The sequence below is a fragment of the Streptomyces sp. NPDC016851 genome (assembly GCF_055562795.1).
In genome coordinates, this window is the sequence record NZ_JBVHEP010000011.1 from 35,208 (window position 1) to 52,644 (window position 17,437).

The 17,437-nt window shown below is 70.0% G+C and carries 16 protein-coding genes and 1 pseudogene; 13 read left to right on the plus strand and 4 right to left on the minus strand.

Annotated features, from left to right (window positions below; genetic code table 11):
* Positions 1–5: 5 nt before the first annotated feature.
* The 10 genes from ACZ3I3_RS19085 to ACZ3I3_RS19130 all read left to right on the plus strand — a co-directional run bounded on the left by ACZ3I3_RS19085 (position 6) and on the right by ACZ3I3_RS19130 (position 10,974).
* Positions 6–2,399 carry an ATP-binding cassette domain-containing protein gene (locus tag ACZ3I3_RS19085; protein ID WP_467366500.1) on the plus strand — a complete coding sequence of 798 codons (2,394 nt, stop codon included), beginning with the start codon at positions 6–8 and terminating at the stop codon, positions 2,397–2,399.
* Positions 2,400–2,557: 158 nt separating this feature from the next.
* A complete protein-coding gene (locus ACZ3I3_RS19090; protein WP_466200165.1) occupies positions 2,558–2,833 on the plus strand; it encodes a hypothetical protein in 276 nt (91 codons plus the stop codon).
* Positions 2,834–2,883: 50 nt separating this feature from the next.
* A complete protein-coding gene (locus ACZ3I3_RS19095; RefSeq protein ID WP_467366502.1) occupies positions 2,884–3,120 on the plus strand; it encodes a hypothetical protein in 237 nt (78 codons plus the stop codon).
* Positions 3,121–3,187: 67 nt separating this feature from the next.
* Entirely contained in the window at positions 3,188–3,388 is a 201-nt protein-coding gene (locus ACZ3I3_RS19100; protein WP_467366504.1) for a hypothetical protein, read from the plus strand.
* 144 nt (positions 3,389–3,532) lie between these two features.
* On the plus strand, positions 3,533–4,576 hold the full coding sequence (locus ACZ3I3_RS19105) for an NUDIX hydrolase (RefSeq protein WP_467366506.1): 1,044 nt from the start codon (positions 3,533–3,535) through the stop codon (positions 4,574–4,576).
* A 304-nt stretch (positions 4,577–4,880) separates the two neighbouring features.
* Entirely contained in the window at positions 4,881–5,912 is a 1,032-nt protein-coding gene (locus ACZ3I3_RS19110; RefSeq protein ID WP_467366508.1) for an ABC transporter permease, read from the plus strand.
* A gap of 77 nt (positions 5,913–5,989) precedes the next feature.
* A complete protein-coding gene (locus ACZ3I3_RS19115; protein WP_467366509.1) occupies positions 5,990–7,666 on the plus strand; it encodes an ABC transporter substrate-binding protein in 1,677 nt (558 codons plus the stop codon).
* A 74-nt stretch (positions 7,667–7,740) separates the two neighbouring features.
* Positions 7,741–8,733 carry an ABC transporter permease gene (locus ACZ3I3_RS19120; RefSeq protein WP_356927105.1) on the plus strand — a complete coding sequence of 331 codons (993 nt, stop codon included), beginning with the start codon at positions 7,741–7,743 and terminating at the stop codon, positions 8,731–8,733.
* A gap of 28 nt (positions 8,734–8,761) precedes the next feature.
* Positions 8,762–9,862 (plus strand): ABC transporter ATP-binding protein, encoded by a 1,101-nt coding sequence (locus tag ACZ3I3_RS19125; protein ID WP_467366511.1) that lies wholly within the window; start codon positions 8,762–8,764, stop codon positions 9,860–9,862.
* 26 nt (positions 9,863–9,888) lie between these two features.
* Entirely contained in the window at positions 9,889–10,974 is a 1,086-nt protein-coding gene (locus ACZ3I3_RS19130; protein WP_467366513.1) for an ABC transporter ATP-binding protein, read from the plus strand.
* Positions 10,975–10,992: 18 nt separating this feature from the next.
* On the opposite strand, the pseudogene ACZ3I3_RS19135 reads toward ACZ3I3_RS19130, so the two are convergent.
* Positions 10,993–11,711, minus strand: a pseudogene (locus ACZ3I3_RS19135) (MBL fold metallo-hydrolase).
* 60 nt (positions 11,712–11,771) lie between these two features.
* Positions 11,772–13,127, minus strand: coding sequence for a M20/M25/M40 family metallo-hydrolase (locus ACZ3I3_RS19140; protein WP_467366515.1), 1,356 nt, complete (start codon positions 13,125–13,127; stop codon positions 11,772–11,774).
* A 134-nt stretch (positions 13,128–13,261) separates the two neighbouring features.
* Here ACZ3I3_RS19140 and ACZ3I3_RS19145 point away from each other — a divergent pair, with 134 nt between their 5' ends.
* A complete protein-coding gene (locus ACZ3I3_RS19145; RefSeq protein ID WP_467366517.1) occupies positions 13,262–14,506 on the plus strand; it encodes a geranylgeranyl reductase family protein in 1,245 nt (414 codons plus the stop codon).
* On the opposite strand, the gene ACZ3I3_RS19150 is transcribed toward ACZ3I3_RS19145, so the two are convergent.
* Complete coding sequence (locus ACZ3I3_RS19150) at positions 14,490–14,939, minus strand: nitroreductase family deazaflavin-dependent oxidoreductase (RefSeq protein WP_467366519.1); 450 nt, start codon at positions 14,937–14,939, stop codon at positions 14,490–14,492. The two genes, ACZ3I3_RS19145 and ACZ3I3_RS19150, sit on opposite strands and share 17 nt — an antisense overlap.
* Before the next feature lie 182 nt (positions 14,940–15,121).
* Between ACZ3I3_RS19150 and ACZ3I3_RS19155 the strand changes: the two genes are divergently transcribed.
* On the plus strand, positions 15,122–15,856 hold the full coding sequence (locus tag ACZ3I3_RS19155; RefSeq protein ID WP_467366521.1) for a TetR/AcrR family transcriptional regulator: 735 nt from the start codon (positions 15,122–15,124) through the stop codon (positions 15,854–15,856).
* Between the two features lie 36 nt (positions 15,857–15,892).
* Here the strand turns inward: ACZ3I3_RS19155 and ACZ3I3_RS19160 are convergent, their stop codons facing one another.
* On the minus strand, positions 15,893–17,101 hold the full coding sequence (locus ACZ3I3_RS19160) for a hypothetical protein (RefSeq protein ID WP_467366523.1): 1,209 nt from the start codon (positions 17,099–17,101) through the stop codon (positions 15,893–15,895).
* A 114-nt stretch (positions 17,102–17,215) separates the two neighbouring features.
* Here ACZ3I3_RS19160 and ACZ3I3_RS19165 point away from each other — a divergent pair, with 114 nt between their 5' ends.
* The gene (locus ACZ3I3_RS19165) at positions 17,216–17,386 is read left to right on the plus strand and encodes a hypothetical protein (protein ID WP_467366525.1); all 171 of its coding nucleotides are present in this window, start codon (positions 17,216–17,218) and stop codon (positions 17,384–17,386) included.
* The last annotated feature ends 51 nt before the right edge of the window (positions 17,387–17,437 follow it).

Here is a 17,437-nt window from a genome sequence, read left to right on the forward strand (position 1 = left end):
GACCGATGAGCATGGCCACGAGGACGGACAGAGAGTCGTCCGGACCGCACGTCGCCGACAGCCACGATGTGATCCGTGTGCACGGCGCGCGCGAGAACAACCTCAAGGACGTCAGCATCGAGATCCCCAAGCGCCGGCTGACGGTGTTCACCGGCGTGTCCGGATCGGGCAAGAGCTCGCTCGTGTTCGACACGATCGCCGCGGAGTCACAGCGGCTGATCAACGAGACCTACAGCGCCTTCCTCCAGGGCTTCATGCCGAACCGGGCCCGGCCCGAGGTCGACGTGCTCGACGGGCTGACGACCGCGATCGCCGTGGACCAGCAGCGGATGGGCGGCGACCCCCGCTCCACGGTCGGCACCGCCACCGACGCCAACGCGATGCTGCGCATCCTCTTCAGCCGGCTCGGCAAGCCGCACATCGGCCCGCCCAGCGCGTACTCCTTCAACACCGCCTCGGTCCGGGCGAGCGGCGCGATCACCGTCGAGCGCGGCGCCAAGACCAAGGCCCAGAAGGCGACCTTCGAGCGCACCGGCGGCATGTGCAACCGCTGCGAGGGCCGCGGCAAGGTCTCCGACATCGACCTCACCCAGCTCTACGACGACTCCAAGTCGCTGTCCGAGGGCGCGTTCACCATCCCCGGCTGGAAGTCGGACAGCCAGTGGACCGTGCAGCTCTACGCCCAGTCGGGCTTCGTCGACCCGGACAAGCCGATCCGCGAGTACACCAAGAAGGAGCTGCACGCCTTTCTCTACGGGGAACCGGTCAAGATCAAGGTCAACGGCATCAACCTCACCTACGAGGGACTGATCCCCAAGATCCAGAAGTCCTTCCTGGCCAAGGACAAGGAGGCGATGCAGCCGCACATCCGGGCGTTCGTGGAGCGGGCGGTCACCTTCACCGTCTGTCCCGAGTGCGACGGCACCCGGCTGAGCGAGGGCGCCAGATCCTCGAAGATCGACGGCATCAGCATCGCCGACGCCTGCGCGATGGAGATCAGGGACCTGGCCGAGTGGGTCCGGAAACTCTCGGAGCCGTCCGTGGCGCCGCTGCTCACCGCGTTGCAGGGGACGCTCGACTCGTTCGTGGAGATCGGCCTGGGCTATCTCTCGCTCGACCGGCCGGCGGGCACGCTGTCCGGCGGTGAGGCGCAACGCGTGAAGATGATCCGCCACCTCGGCTCCTCGCTCACGGACGTCACCTACGTCTTCGACGAACCGACCATCGGCCTGCACCCCCATGACATCCAGCGGATGAACGACCTGCTGCTGCGGTTGCGGGACAAGGGCAACACGGTGCTCGTCGTGGAGCACAAGCCGGAGGCGATCGCGATCGCCGACCACGTCGTCGACCTCGGTCCCGGCGCCGGTACGGCGGGCGGCACCGTCTGCTTCGAGGGCACGCTCGAGGGGCTGCGGGCCGCGGACACCGTCACCGGCCGTCATCTCGACGACCGGGCCACCCTCAAGGAGACGGTGCGCAAGGCCACCGGCGCGCTGGAGATCCGGGGCGCCTCGGCGAACAACCTCCGGGACGTCGACGTCGACATCCCGCTCGGGGTGCTCACCGTCGTCACCGGTGTCGCCGGCTCCGGCAAGAGCTCGCTGCTGCACGGGTCGATCCCGGCCGACGCGGGGGTCGTCTCGGTGGACCAGAGCCCGATCAAGGGCTCGCGGCGCAGCAACCCCGCGACCTACACCGGGCTGGCCGACCCGATCCGCAAGGCCTTCGCGAAGGTCAACGGCGTGAAGCCGGCCCTGTTCAGCGCCAACTCCGAGGGCGCTTGCCCCACCTGCAACGGCGCCGGAGTCGTCTACCTCGACCTGGGCATGATGGCCGGCGTCGACACCCCCTGTGAGGACTGCGAGGGCAAGCGGTTCCAGGCCTCGGTGCTGGAGTACCACCTCGGCGGCCGGGACATCAGCGAGGTGCTGGCGATGTCGGTGGCCGAGGCCGAGGAGTTCTTCGGCGCGGGCGAGGCACGCACCCCGGCCGCGCACAAGATCCTGGAGCGGCTCGCCGACGTCGGGCTCGGCTACCTCACTCTCGGCCAGCCGCTCACCACCCTCTCCGGCGGCGAGCGGCAGCGCCTCAAGCTGGCCACGCACATGGCGGAGAAGGGCGGTGTCTACGTCCTCGACGAGCCCACCACCGGCCTCCACCTCGCGGACGTGGAGCAGCTGCTCGGCCTGCTCGACCGGCTCGTCGACTCCGGCAAGTCGGTCGTCGTCATCGAGCATCACCAGGCGGTCATGGCCCACGCCGACTGGATCATCGACCTCGGCCCCGGCGCCGGCCACGACGGCGGCCGGATCGTCTTCGAGGGCACACCGGCCGACCTCGTGGCGGCCCGCTCCACGCTGACCGGGGAGCACCTGGCGGCGTACGTGGGCGCCTGACGACGTTCAGCGGGGCCGTGAGACGAGTACACCGAACTCGTCGCACGGCCCCTACCTTTGCCCTGCCTTTTTGGACATAAGCGGCAAAAGTGTGAATATCGGCACTCTTCGAGGGCACTCCGTCCCCTGACTCCCCCCCCCACAGAACGGAGCCGCTGATGATCATCAAGAAGATGCACGAGATGGGCGTCCGGAGCGAGCACGCCTACATCGCCGCCATGGCGTCCATCGGCCTCAGTGTCGCCGCCTGGGTGGGCTCCCTGAAGATGGAACCCGGCGTCAACGTCGCCCGCGCCGACCGCTGGGGCATCTTCGTCGGCGAATGGGCGCCCACCTTCTTCGGTCTCGGACTCGCCCTGTCCCACTACGAACAGCAGGACGGCACGCTCACCGCCGACGTCCACGAGTTCCGCCAGACGCAGAAGGCGGGCTGAACGGCCCACTCCGGCGAGCGCCCGGCGCCGTTCCCGCGCACGCTGGTGCCATGGCGTCCGTGAAACCCGTCGTCGTCTACCCGCCCGCCGCGGACGGTGGCCGGCGGGTGCGCGTGGACGACCAGTTCCTCGGGATCGCCTACGGGTTGCTGGACGTCGCCGAGTTCCTGCGGCGGGCGGGGATCGAGGACGCGGACGAGGCGTACGTGACGGCGTCCGGGCTGATCGAGTGGCGTGGCGGCGGCCCCGCCGCCTGGGGCACCGCCCCGGACGACGACCCGGCGTGACGCCCCGGCTTCGCCCGGTCGGGTCCGGGTGCGTGACCGCGCGGCGGGTCCGGCAGTTGAGCAGGGCATGAAGAAGCGCAGCATGCTCGCCATCGCCTCCCTCGCCACCGGGTTCGTCGTCGCGGCGGTCACCCCGTCGCACGCCCTCGGAGAGAACCTCGGCCCGCTCAATGTGGACGAGACCCTCCGCACCCTCCCCGACACCGTCGCCAAGGACAGCCTGTCCCTGGACAGGGAGGACGGCGCCCAGGAGAAGGAGAAGGGCTGACGGCTTGCCCGTCCCCGGCCCACGGCGCCGGCGCACCCGAGCAAGGGGGCGCCGGCGCCGTCGTCATGCGCCCTCAACTGCGGCTGGTTTCCGTGGCAGGGTGGAGCGGGCAAGCCTCAGGGGGCCAACAGAAGAGGGGGACCTGTGACCGTCGTCTGGATCAACGGCGCGTTCGGTGCGGGGAAGACCACCACCGCACAGGAACTGATCGAACTGATCCCGAACAGCACGCTCTTCGACCCCGAGGTCATCGGCGGAGCGCTCCGGTACCTGCTGCCGCCCAAACACCTCGCCGAGGTCGGCGACTTCCAGGACCTGCCGATCTGGCGACGGCTCGTGATCGACACGGCGGCCGCGATGCTCGCCGAGCTCGGCGGGACCCTGGTGGTTCCCATGACCCTGCTGCGCCAGGAGTACCGCGACGAGATCTTCGGCGGTCTGGCCGCCCGCAGGATTCCGGTCAGCCACATCCTGCTCGCCCCGGCCGAAACGATACTGCGGGAGCGGATAGCGGGCCGCGAGGTTCCGCCGGACCTGCCGGACGGCGAGCTGCGAATACGCCGGTGGTCCTTCGACCACATCGAGCCGTACCGCGCCGCCCTCGCCTCCTGGCTCACCGCCGACGCCCACCTCGTCGACAGCAGCGACCTCACGCCCCGCGAGACCGCCGCCCGGATAGCCGATGCCGTCACCAGCGGGTCCGTGCCCGCTTGTGACATCGTGCAGACGCCCGAGCCCACCGCCGAGACGCTCGCCGCCGGAGTGCTCCTCTTCGACGAACAGGACCGGGTGCTGCTCGTGGACCCCACCTACAAGGCCGGCTGGGAGTTCCCCGGAGGGGTCGTCGAGCCCGGTGAGGCGCCCGCGCGCGCCGGAGTGCGGGAGGTCGCCGAGGAGACCGGCATCCACCTCGACGAGGTACCGAGCCTCCTCGTCGTCGACTGGGAGCGTCCCTCGCCCCCCGGATTCGGCGGACTGCGGCTCCTCTTCGACGGCGGCGTCCTCGACTCCTCCGAGGCCGGGCGGCTGCTGCTGCCCGGGCCGGAGCTGCGCGACTGGCGGTTCGTCACCGAGGAGGAGGCCGCCGACCTGCTGCCACCGGTGCGCTACGAGCGGCTGCGCTGGGCCCTGCGGGCCCGCGAACGCGGAGCGGCGTTCTACCTGGAAGCCGGGGTGCCGGTCGGCTGACGCCGAGCTTTCCGCTCGCCCTTTACCCGGCGCGGGGGATTCCGAGGGAAAAGCAAAAGGAAACGTCCACGGAGCCACTGCCAACCGCTCCCCAAGGAATCTCCCGCACTCCCTCACGCGGCGGGTAATCACATTCCCCGTGCTCGTCAACACTTTTCCATGACCGCAAACAATCCCTTTTCCGGCCCCTGCTCGGCTTGACCGGACTCGCACGCCATTGCGAAAGTCCGCAGAGTCTCACGGCGGCACTTTCGACCGCCACCCAATTTCCTTGCCTCAGGGGCAGATCCGGGATGTCCGTACGATGACCACGCAACACCAGCCGGCCGACGCCGGCGGCGGCACCGCCCTGCTGGCCGAGCCGTCGACGCAGGACCCCCGCCCCGCCGGCACGGCCGTCGCCGGCCGCTCACCGGCCCGCATGGCCTGGAAGCGGATCAGGCGGGACAAGGTCACCACGGCCGCCCTGGCGGCCACCCTCCTGTTCATCGCGGTCGCACTCCTCGCACCGGTCCTCACCGCGCTGACCAGCTGGGGACCGATCACCCCCGACAACAAGGCGATCAACCCCGACACGGGCAACTTCCCCTACGGATCCCTGGGCGGCATCAGCGCCCAGCACCTCCTCGGCGTCGAACCGGGCACCGGCTACGACCTGTTCGCCCGCATCGTCTACGGCCTGCGCACCTCCCTCTACGTGGGTTTCGCCTCGGCCTTGCTGTCCACCGCGGTCGGTGTCGTGGCGGGGCTCGCGGCCGGGTACTTCGGCGGCTGGGTCGACTCCCTGCTGTCCCGGGTCATGGACGTCATGCTGGCCTTCCCGCAGTTGCTGTTCATCATCGCGCTCACCCCGGTGATCCAGAACGCCCTGCAGACCAACAGCCACGGCGGCACCGACGAGAACCTCCGGCTGCTCGTCCTCGTCCTCAACATCGCCGTCTTCGCCTGGGCGTACACCGCCCGTCTGGTGCGCGGACAGGTGCTGTCCCTGCGCGAGCGGGAGTTCGTCGACGCCGCGCGGCTGATGAGCGCCGGCCGGCGGCACATCCTCTTCCGGCAGCTGCTGCCCAACCTGTGGGCGCCGATCCTGATCTCCTTCGCCCTCGCCGTCCCGCAGAACATCACCACCGAGGCGGCCCTGTCGTACCTGGGCGTCGGCGTCATCCCGCCCAACCCCGACTGGGGATCGCTGCTGTCGGACGCCTCCCAGTTCTTCCTCCAGGACCCGATGTACCTCTTCGTGCCCGGTGTCCTGCTCTTCCTCCTGGTCCTGGCGCTCAATCTCCTCGGGGACGGCGTCCGGGACGCCCTGGATCCCCGCGCCCGGCGCGGCTGACGAGCCACCCCCCGAGTGTCGGCCCGGCGGCCCCACGAACGGCCGCCGAGCCCGTAGTAAGAAACGGAGTTTCCTCAATGACGCGCAGCACGCGCAGATCGCGCACGGTCGCTCTCACGGCCTCTGCCGTGGTGATCGCCCTGGGGGCCACCGCATGCGGGGGGTCCTCCGGCAACAGCGCCGGCGGCTCCCCGTCCAAGGGCGGCACGCTGACGATCCTCGACGACGCCGACTTCAACCACATCGACCCTCAGCGGACGTACACCACCGAGGGTTCGAGCATGGACTACGAACTCGTGCGCACCCTGACCGGATGGAACGAGACGGGGTCCGCGCCCAAGCTGGTCGGCGACCTGGCCACCGACACGGGCACGCCCAGCAAGGGCGCCACGGTGTGGACGTTCCACCTGCGCCACGGGGTCAAGTGGCAGGACGGCACGGAGGTCACCGCGCAGGACGTCAAGTACGGCGTCGAGCGGGCCTTCTCCCCGGACATCAACGGCGGCCCGCCGTACGCCAGTCAGTGGCTGGTCGGCGGCGACTCCTACAAGGGCCCGTACCAGGGCAAGCAGCTGGCCTCGATCCAGACACCGGACAAGTACACCCTCGTCTTCCATCTCAATCAGCCCGTCGCCGACTTCAACGAGACCACCACCATGACCGGGTGGTCGGCGGTCCCCAAGGCCCATGACACCGGCGCCACCTACGACACGCACGTCTGGTCCGACGGGCCCTACATGATCAAGTCGTACGCCAAGAACAAGGAAATGGTCCTCGTCCGGAACAAGAACTGGAGCCGGACGACCGACCCGATCCGGCAGCAGAACCTGGACGAGATCGACGCGAAGTTCGGGCAGGACCAAGCCGCGATCGACCAGCAGATCAAGTCCGACGGCGGCTCCGCCCAGACCGCGATCACACAGACGCCGATCGCCGGCTCCGACCTGACGACGATGGCGAACGACCCGTCACTCAAGTCGCGCTACTACAAGATCCCGGCCCCGGGCATCAACTACATGGCGATCAACATGAACCGGGTCAAGGACATCAAGGTCCGCCAGGCGATCGAGTACGCCGTCGACAAGACCACCGTACGCGGCGCCTTCGGCGGCTCGGCCTACGGCAACTACGCCACCACGATGCTCGCCCCCGGTATCGACGGCCACAAGGACTTCAACCTCTACAGCAGCAACCCCGCCGGTGACCTCACCAAGGCCAAGGCCCTGATGAAGCAGGCCGGCAGCCCCAAGCCGACGATGTCGCTCGCGGTGGAGAACATCCCCACGCACGAGCACTTCGCCGACGCCGTGAAGACCGCGCTGGCGAAGATCGGCATCACGGTGAACATCACCCCGATCGACAAGAACAACTACTTCAGCACCGTGGACAACGTGAAGAACCAGTACGACCTGACATGGGGCGACTGGATCGCGGACTGGCCGAACGCCTCCACCGTGCTGCCCACCCTCTTCGACGGGCGCCAGATCAAGAAGCTCCCGCAGTCCAACAACGACATCTCGTACCTGAACGACCCGAAGGTCAACGCGCAGATCGACAAGATCGGCAAGATGACCGACATCGAGAAGCGCAACGCCGCCTACGGGGAGCTGGACGAGCAGATCCTGAAGGACGCCGCCGTGGTCCCACTGATGTACATGAACTTCAGTGAGGTCAGCGGCTCGAAGGTCGGCGGTGTCATCGACGACTCGATCATGGCCGAACCCAGCCTGGTGCACGCCTACATCAAGCAGTGACGCACCCCCTCTGAACCCCGCCGGCGGCCCGGTCCGCCGGCGGGCACCCCACTCACGTCAGGTCCCGGCACCCCATGTTTCGTTACCTCATCAGACGCCTGCTGGCAGCGGCCGTGATCATGCTGGTGATCACGACGATCACGTTCTTCATCTTCTTCGCGCTGCCGTCCAACCCCGCGCTCCTGGCCTGCGGAAAGACCTGCTCGCCCTCCCGTCTCGCGGAGATCAAGCACTCGCTGGGCCTGGACCAGAGCTACCTGACGCAGTACTGGGAGTTCGTCAAGGGACTGGTCGTGGGCCGTGACTACGGCGACCAGAGCGTCCGCATCCACTGCGCGGCGCCTTGCCTCGGCATCTCCTTCCAGACCGACACCCCCGTGCTGACGACGCTCCTCCAGGACTTCCCGGCGGACCTCTCCCTCGGACTCGGCGCCGCGGTGGCGTTCCTCGTCCTGGGCGTGGGCCTCGGCACCGTCGCCGCGGTCCGCAGGGGCAAGGCCGCCGACAAGGCGGCGGTCGGGCTGGCCCTGTTCGGTGTGTCGGTGCAGATCTACTTCATCGGTCTGCTCCTGCTGTACCTCTTCGTCGACAAGTTCCAGATCCTGCCGACCTCCGGCTACACCTCGATCACCGAGGACCCGGCCGGCTGGTTCAAGGGCCTGATCCTGCCGTGGGCCACCCTGGTCATCGTCTACCTCGCGATGTACACCCGGCTCACCCGCTCCTCCATGCTGGAGGTCTTCGCCGAGGACTACATGCGCACCGCCCGCGCCAAGGGCCTGCCGGCCGCCACCGTCGTCCTCAAGCACGGACTGCGGGCCGCCATCACCCCGATCATCACCATCTTCGGCATGGACGTCGGCTCCCTGATCGGCGGCTCCGCGGTCATCACCGAGTCCGTGTTCGGCATCAACGGCATCGGCAAGCTCGCGGTCGACTCCGTCCAGAACTCCGACCTGCCGGTCATCCTCGGCACCACCCTCTTCGCCGCGACGTTCGTCGTCCTCGCCAACGTGGTCGTCGACCTGGTGTACGGCCTCGTCGACCCGCGCGTCCGCCTCGCCTGAGCCCCTCTTTTCGTCCTTAGGAACACCCGTGTCCGTTCAGACCTCACCGCAGCCCGCGGACGTCACCCCCGCGCCCGCCCCCTTCCTCGACGTACGCGACCTGAGGGTGCACTTCCCCACCGAGGACGGCCTCGTCAAGTCCGTCGACGGCGTCTCCTTCACCCTGGAGAAGGGCAGCACCCTCGGCATCGTCGGCGAGTCCGGCTCCGGCAAGTCGGTGACCTCGCTGGCCCTGCTCGGACTGCACAAGGGCACCCGCGCACAGGTCTCCGGCGAGATCTGGCTGGAAGGCAGGGAACTCGTCGCCCTGCCCGAGGCCGAGACGCGCGCACTGCGCGGCCGCACGGTCTCCATGATCTTCCAGGACCCGCTGTCCGCGCTGCACCCCTTCTTCACCGTCGGCTCCCAGATCGCCGAGGCCTACCGCGTCCACCACAAGGTCTCCAAGAAGGAGGCCAAGGACCGCGCGGTGGAGATGCTGAAGCGGGTCGGCATCCCGCAGCCCGAACGCCGGGTCAGGGACTACCCGCACCAGTTCTCCGGCGGCATGCGACAACGCGCCATGATCGCCATGTCCCTGGTCTGCGACCCCGCCCTGCTCATCGCCGACGAGCCCACCACCGCCCTGGACGTCACCGTCCAGGCGCAGATCCTGGACCTGATCCGCGATCTCCAGGAGGAGTTCGGCTCCGCCGTCGTCATCATCACGCACGACCTCGGCGTGGTCTCCGACATCGCCGACGACATCCTGGTGATGTACGGGGGCCGCCGCATCGAGTACGGCACCACCCGCGAGGTCCTCAAGCAGCCCCAGCACCCCTACACCTGGGGCCTGTTGCAGTCCATGCCGCACCTCACCGGCGACGTCGGCGAACGGCTCGACCCGATCCCCGGCACACCGCCGAGCCTGATCAACCTGCCGGACGGCTGCTCCTTCCACCCCCGCTGCGCCTACAAGGGCTGGGCCACGGAGGGACGTTGCACCGTGGAGCGGCCCGAACTGCGCCTCGTCCCCGGCACCGCAGGGCACCTCGCCGCGTGCCATCTCAGCGACGAGGCCAAACAGGAGATCCGCGGCGGGACCGGCCCGGACGACCGCGGCGCCGCAGCCGCACGGGCCGCGCAGTGACGGCGGCGGACGAAAGGGAGCATGCCGTGAGCACCACCCAGCCCCTCACCGGGCCGGCCACCGACCGCCCCACCGGCGAGAACCTCCTCGAAGTGCGCGGTCTCCAGAAGCACTTCCCCCTCCGGCAGGGCATCATCTTCCAGCGGCAGATCGGAGCCGTACGAGCCGTCGACGGCATCGACTTCTCGGTCGGACCGGCCGAGTCGCTGGGCCTGGTCGGCGAGTCCGGCTGCGGCAAGTCGACCACCGGCCGCCTGATCACCCGGCTCCTCGAACCCACCGGCGGCTCCGTCGTGTTCGACGGCGAGGACATCACCCACCGGCCCCCCGGACGGATGCAGCAGGCCCGCCGCAACCTCCAGATGATCTTCCAGGACCCGTACTCCTCGCTGAACCCCCGGCACACCGTCGGCACCATCATCGAGACGCCGATGCGGCTCAACGGCATCAACCCGCCCCAGGGCCACAAGCGGCGCGCCCAGGAACTCCTGGAGACGGTCGGGCTCAACCCCGAGCACTACAACCGCTACCCGAACGAGTTCTCCGGCGGCCAGCGCCAGCGCATCGGCATCGCCCGCGCCCTCGCCCTGCGGCCCAAGCTGATCGTGGCCGACGAACCCGTCTCCGCGCTGGACGTGTCCATCCAGGCGCAGGTCGTCAACCTGCTCCAGGACCTCCAGCGGGAGTTCGGCATCGCCTTCCTCTTCATCGCCCACGACCTCGCCGTCGTACGGCACTTCTCCGAACGCGTCGCCGTGATGTACCTCGGCAAGATCGTCGAGGTCGCCGACCGGGAGTCGCTCTACACCCGGCCACGCCACCCCTACACGCACGCGCTGCTGTCCGCCGTGCCCGAAGCCGACCCGGACGCCACCGAGCGACGCGAACGCATCCGGCTGGCCGGCGACGTGCCCTCACCGATCGACCCGCCCTCCGGCTGCCGCTTCCGCACCCGCTGCTGGAAGGCCCAGGACAAGTGCGCCACCGAGGAACCGCGGCTGGTACGGGCCGAGGGCAGCCCCTCGGGCCATCTCACCGCCTGCCACTTCCCCGAGGAGCCGACGGTCGCGCCGCGCGAGGAGGACATCGTCCTCGATCCGGCGCTCGGCTAGGTCCCGCCCTGGGGCCGGCTACCCCCGCGCCGCGTTCCGCAGCGCCCGGGCCGCCTGCCCCAGCGCCGGATCCCCGTGACCGAAGCAGGCCACCTCCGCGTCGAGCTCCGCCAGTCGCCCGCAGGCGGCGAGGACCTGACCGCGATCGAGGTTGAACACACCGGGGATCACCGAGCCGTCCACGGGTGACGCCGCGACCGTGTCACCCGTGAACAGCACGCCGTGCTCCGGGAGATGGAGCGCGATGCTGCCCGGCGTGTGGCCCGGTACGTGGACGACGTGCGCGCCGCCGCCCACGTCCAGCACGTCCCCGCCCGACACCGCGGTGACCGCCCGGGGCCGGACGTGGTCGCCCTCGGGCAGGTGCCTGAGCGCCTGCTCGCGCAGGGGCCGCTCCCAGTCCTCGAACACCGGCTCCGGGCCCGGGACTTCGCCCCGTACGACGGGCGCCTCCAGCCGATGCGCCAGCACCTCCGCACCGCTGAGCGCGGCGAACTCGCCCGCCCCGCCCGCGTGGTCCCAGTGGAAGTGGGTGAGCACGATCCGCCGTACGTCCCGCGGATCACGGCCGAGCGCGTCACGGCCTCGGCGATCGGGGCGCCGGAGCCGGGCGGCCTGGCGTCGATCAGCGTCAGCTCGGATTGGCCGGCGTGGTCGTCGCCGTCGCGCCACAGGTAGGCCTGGCCGACGGGGAAACGCAGTAAGTGGAGGCGGGGGAGGAGCTGGATGACGTCCATCGGACGACCGTAGGCAAGGCCCCCGTCAGAGGACGAGGGCCTTGGCTGTCGGCAGAGCGGTCAGCTCGCCGCGTAGTTGCTCAGGAACAGCGCCTCCGCCACCGACAGCCGCTCCAGTTCCTCGGGGGACACGCTCTCGTTCACCGCGTGGATCTGGGCCTCCGGCTCGCTCAGCCCGATGAGCAGGATCTCCGCACGCGGATACAGCGCGGCGAGCGTGTTGCACAGCGGGATGGAGCCGCCCTGCCCCGCGTACTGCATCTCCTGCCCCGGGTACGCCACCGCCATCGCGTCCGCCATGGCCTGGTACGCCGGGCTGGTGGTGTCGGCGCGGAAGGCCTGGCCCTGGCCGATCTGCTCGGTGCTCACCCGCGCGCCCCACGGCGTGTGCGCCTCCAAGTGCGCCTGGAGCAGCTTGGTCGCCTCGGCCGCGTCCACGCCCGGCGGCACCCGCAGGCTGATCAGCGCCCGGGCGCTCGCCTGCACGGACGGGGTGGCGCCGACGACGGGCGGGCAGTCGATGCCGAGCACCGTCACGGCCGGGCGCGCCCAGATGCGGTCGGCGACCGTCCCGGAGCCGATCAGCTCCACGCCGTCCAGCACCTTGGCGTCCTGCCGGAACCGCTCCTCGTCGTACTGGAGGCCCTCCCAGGCCGAGTCACCGGTGAGTCCGTCGACGGTCGTCGAACCGTCCTCGGCGCGCAGCGAGTCCAGGACCCGGATCAGGGCGGCCAGCGCGTCGGGCGCGGCACCGCCGAACTGGCCCGAGTGCAGATTGCCGGCGAGCGTGTCGATCCGCACGCGGACGAGCGTCATACCGCGCAGGGTGGAGGTGACCGTCGGCAGCCCGACCCGGAAGTTGCCCGCGTCGCCGATGACGATCGTGTCGGCCTCCAGCAGGTCCGGGTGCTCCTCCGCGTACCGCTCCAGACCGCCCGTGCCCTGCTCCTCCGAGCCCTCGGCGATCACCTTCACATGGACCGGGACACCGCCGTTCGCCTTCAGCGCGCGCAACGCCAGCAGGTGCATGATGACACCGCCCTTGCAGTCGGCGGCCCCGCGTCCGTACCAGCGTCCGTCCCGCTCGGTCAGCTCGAACGGCGGGGTCGCCCAGCCGGCCTCGTCCAGCGGCGGCTGCACGTCGTAGTGCGCGTACAGCAGGACCGTCTTCGCGCCCTCGGGGCCGGGCAGGTAGCCGTAGACCGACTGCGTGCCGTCGGGGGTGTCGAGCAGGGCCACGTCCTGGAACCCCTCGGCGGCGAGCGCGTCCGCGACCCAGCGGGCGGCGCCCTCGCTCTCGCTCCTGGGGAACTGGTCGAAGTCCGCCACCGACCGGAAGGCCACCAGTTCGGTGAGCTCTTCCCTCGCCCTGGGCATCAGAGAGGCGACGGTCTCGGCGACCGGATGCGACGACATGGGCACGCTCCTCGTGGGTGCGACGTTGTAGCGGTGAGTGCCGTAGATCCTCCCACAGCGGCCTGTGGCCAGGTCCGCCGTAGGATGCGTGAGACAGCAGGGGCAGGCGGCTTGATCGGGAGCAGTAGACCATCGTGAGCAGCGAGAACTCTTCGGGCGACGACGTGCGACAGGTGTGGGACGTCGTCGTGGTGGGCGCGGGACCCGCGGGCGCTTCGGCCGCGTACGCGGCGGCGGTCGCCGGCAGACGCGTGCTGTTGCTGGAGAAGGCCGAGCTGCCGCGGTACAAGACGTGCGGCGGCGGCATCATCGGCCCCTCGCGCGACGCCCTCCCGCCCGGCTTCGAGCTTCCGCTCAGGGACCGGGTGCACGCGGTGACGTTCTCCAACAACGGCCGCTTCACGCGTACCCGCCGGTCCAAGCAGATGCTGTTCGGGCTGATCAACCGGCCCGAGTTCGACCAGCAGCTCGTCGAGCACGCGCAGAAGGCGGGCGCCGAGCTGCGCACCGGTGTCACGGTCCAGCGCGTCGAGCAGCACGGCTCGGCGGTGCCCGACCGGCGCACGGTCGCCGTGCTCCTCCAGGGCGGCGAGGTCCTGCTCGCGCGGGCCGTGGTCGGCGCGGACGGCAGCGCCAGCCGCATAGGGGCGCATGTCGGGGTCAAGGTCGACCAGGTGGACCTCGGCCTCGAGGTGGAGATCCCGGTGCCGGAGACCGTCGCCGAGGACTGGAAGGGGCGGGTGCTCCTCGACTGGGGCCCGATGCCCGGCAGTTACGGCTGGGTCTTCCCCAAGGGCGACACCCTGACGGTCGGGGTGATCTCGGCCCGGGGCGAAGGCGCCGCGACGAAGCGGTACTTGGAGGACTTCGTCGGGCGGCTCGGCCTCGCCGGCTTCGAACCGAGCATCTCCTCCGGGCACTTGACCCGCTGCCGCGCCGACGACTCGCCGCTCTCGCGCGGGCGGGTGCTGGTGTGCGGTGACGCGGCGGGGCTGCTGGAGCCCTGGACCCGCGAGGGCATCTCCTTCGCGCTGCGGTCCGGGCGGCTCGCGGGGGAGTGGGCGGTGCGGCTCGCCGAGGCGCATGACGCCGTGGACACCCGCCGGCAGGCCCTCAACTACGCCTTCGCGGTCAAGGCCGGGCTCGGGGTGGAGATGAGCGTCGGCAAGCGGCTGCTGACCGTGTTCGAGCGCCGCCCCGGCCTGTTCCACGCGGCGCTGACGAGCTTCCCTCCGGCCTGGCGGGCGTTCAAGGAGATCACGCAGGGCTCGACGTCGCTGGGCGAGATCGTCCGCACGTATCCGGTGGCCCAGCGGGCCCTGACCGCGCTGGACCGCCGTCCCGCCGCGACGGGCGGGGAGATCAGCTCTTCAGAGTGATCTCGAAGACGGGGTGGTCGGGGGCGATCCGACGCAGCTGGTCGTCCGGGGAGTCGGGGCCGACGCCGTTGAAGAAGACCCCGACCTCCGCCTTCCAGCGCTTGAGGTAGGCGCGCAGGACCGGGGTCTTGTCGTCGTCGGCCACCTCGGTCGCGGTGAAGGTGTCCACGTGCTTGCCGAGGTGCAGCTCGCCGCCGCCCGCCGCACGCATGTTGTGCGTCCACTGGACGTGGCCGCGGGGCGCGACCAGATACTGCCGGCCGTCCAGGGTCAGCAGGTTGACCGGGGTGGTGCGCCACTGGCCGCTCTTGCGGCCGCGGACGGCGAGGACGCGGGAGCCCCAGACGCTGATGCCGCGGCGGGTCAGCCAGGCGACGAGCCGGTTGAAGACGTTGACGGTGAACCAGCCGGGCTTGCGGACGTGTGCGGACATGGGGTCCCCCTGGTCGATGTGGAGCGGCGGTGTGGAGCGGTGCTCTCTTTTGTGAGCGCTGCTCTCGCTCTCTGGTGCCAGTCTCTACGAGGTCGGCGCCGGTTGGCAAGAGCACTGCTCTCTTTTTTGATTACTGCTCTCGTTTGTGTGCACTGCTCTGCTTTCGTGGCACGATGACACGCATGAGCACCGCACACGGCGCCCGGGCCCGGGCCAGGATCGAAGTCACCGCGGCCATCAAGGACGAGGCCCGCAGACAGCTCGCGGCCGACGGCGCCGCCCGGCTCTCGCTGCGGGCCGTCGCCCGCGAGCTCGGCATGGTCTCCTCCGCGCTGTACCGCTACTTCCCCAGCCGTGACGACCTGCTGACCGCCCTCATCATCGACGCCTACGACTCCCTCGGCGAGGCCGCCGAGGCCGCCCACGAGGCCGCCGCCGGCTCCGGCCCCCTGCAGCGCTGGATCGCGGTGTGCGAGGCGGTACGGACCTGGGCGCTCGGCCATCCGCACGAGTACGCCCTCATCTACGGATCGCCCGTCCCGGGCTACACCGCCCCCGACACCACCGTCCCGGCCGCCGCCCGCGTCGGTCTCCTGCTCATCGGCGTCGTGCGCGACGCGTACCGCGGCCTCGGCCTGGCCCGGCCCTCGCTCCCGGCGGACCTGCGCCCGGAGGCCGAGCGGATGGCCGCCGACCTCGCGCCGGACCTCCCGCCTGAGGTGGTGACGGTGCTCGTCGCGGCCTGGGCCCAGCTGTACGGGCTGGTCGGCTTCGAGCTGTTCGGGCAGTTCAACCGGGTGGTGGAGGACCGGGAGGCGTTCTTCCGCCATGCGGTGGGGCAACTCGCCCATGGGGTGGGGCTGGTGTATCCGCAGCGGGGGCCTGCCGCGAAGAGCCCCGCACCTCACAACGACTGAGCCGGCGGCGGCCGCGCACTCCTCGGGCCCGCAGCACTATGCACTGCCGGAAGGCCGGCGGGGCTCGGGGGCCCACCACGCGCGGGGGCCGGGGCCTCCGATCACCGGGCCGTCGGGCCACAGATCAGCGAGGTCGGCCGGATGGAGGGGCCGGTGATAAGCAGCTCGCAGAACGTCGGCAGCCGTCGCGGGAGCAGCCTCGGCCAGGGCCATGAACCAGTCGAAGCCGGCCGGATACGCCCACAGGTAGGTCCGCAGCAGCGGATCCGCGCCCCGGTCGGAGAGCATGTCCGCGATCTGGGTGTCGTCCCAGAAGGGCACCCGTTTCACAGCGTGGGCCGCGCAGGCATCGGCACTCACGCCGGAGTGGATGGCCACGTGCAACTCCGCGCACACCAGTTGCAGATAGTGCTCCAGGCGCACGCGTGTCATCAGCTGGTGGTCGTCGGCGGCGACGAACAGAGGCAGCGACTGTGCCAGCCCTTCGAGAACCACCTGACAGGGCGAGTGCACCGTGAGCAGCGGCAGCCACTCCTGCTTGCCCCTCGCGAAGGCCGCGTGGAACCCCGCGCTCTGCAGCCCGTGGCCGAGAACCTCATGGAGCGCGAACAGCCTGGACTGAACGACGGTGAGGGCCGCCCGTTCGAGATTGATGCGCAGTCGTACGGACCGCCCGGCTCCATCCAGCCAGTATGACCAGTAGGCATCGACCCGAACCGCTTCGATCGTCAAGTCGTACGGCGCCGTCGCACCAACCGCAGCACGTACGCGCGGCTCGAACGAGGCCGCCTCACGGCTGACCGCTTCGGCCGCCGCTTCAGGGGCGATGATGCCCTCGGCGCGATTGAGGTCGTGGGCGGTATTCGGCCCCCAGGCGATCCCGGCGTCGGCCAGAAGACGGCGAACCTCATCACCGCGCTCCGTGACGTAGTCGGCCGGCCAGCCTCGTGTGCCGCAGCCCTGGGTCCGGCGCACGTAGGTGTCAAAGGCGAGGTGCTCGCCGAGCAGTGTGGAGAGGTAGGCGAGTTGAGCCTGGATCTCCCGCACAAGACGGCCGTCGGCCACCTTCCGAGCGGCATCGAGGAGCGAACGCAGACGCCGCAGTGCTTCGAGCCTGCCCAGCGCCGCCGGGGCCGGCGCGGGCGCGCAGTCGAAGTCGATGACCGGCGAGTTTCCCCGCTCCGTCTCGAATCGGTGCCAACCGCGAAGAACTTGCTCCAGCGCCTCGTACAGAGTCTCGCTCATGGGAGTGCGGCTCCGATGTGTGGCCGACGACAGGGCTTCCGGGCTTTCGTGGGTGGAGTCATACTCGGATGATGAGCGACCTCGGACCGCTCGCCCAGAAGGACGGAGAATCCTTTGGAAACTCAACTGCCCGATTTGAGCGGTGTGATGATGACCGATCTTGCCCATGCCAGCGATGAACAAACGATGGCCGGCCTCAACTGGGTGATCGGGCAGTGCGATCGTACGCCGTCCGTCTGTTCCGGTGGCGGTGAACCGGGCGGGGGAGCAGAGCGCATCGGCTGACCGTCCATCACCGCCTCACCGCCTCACCGCCATTACGCGTAGGGGAGCTGA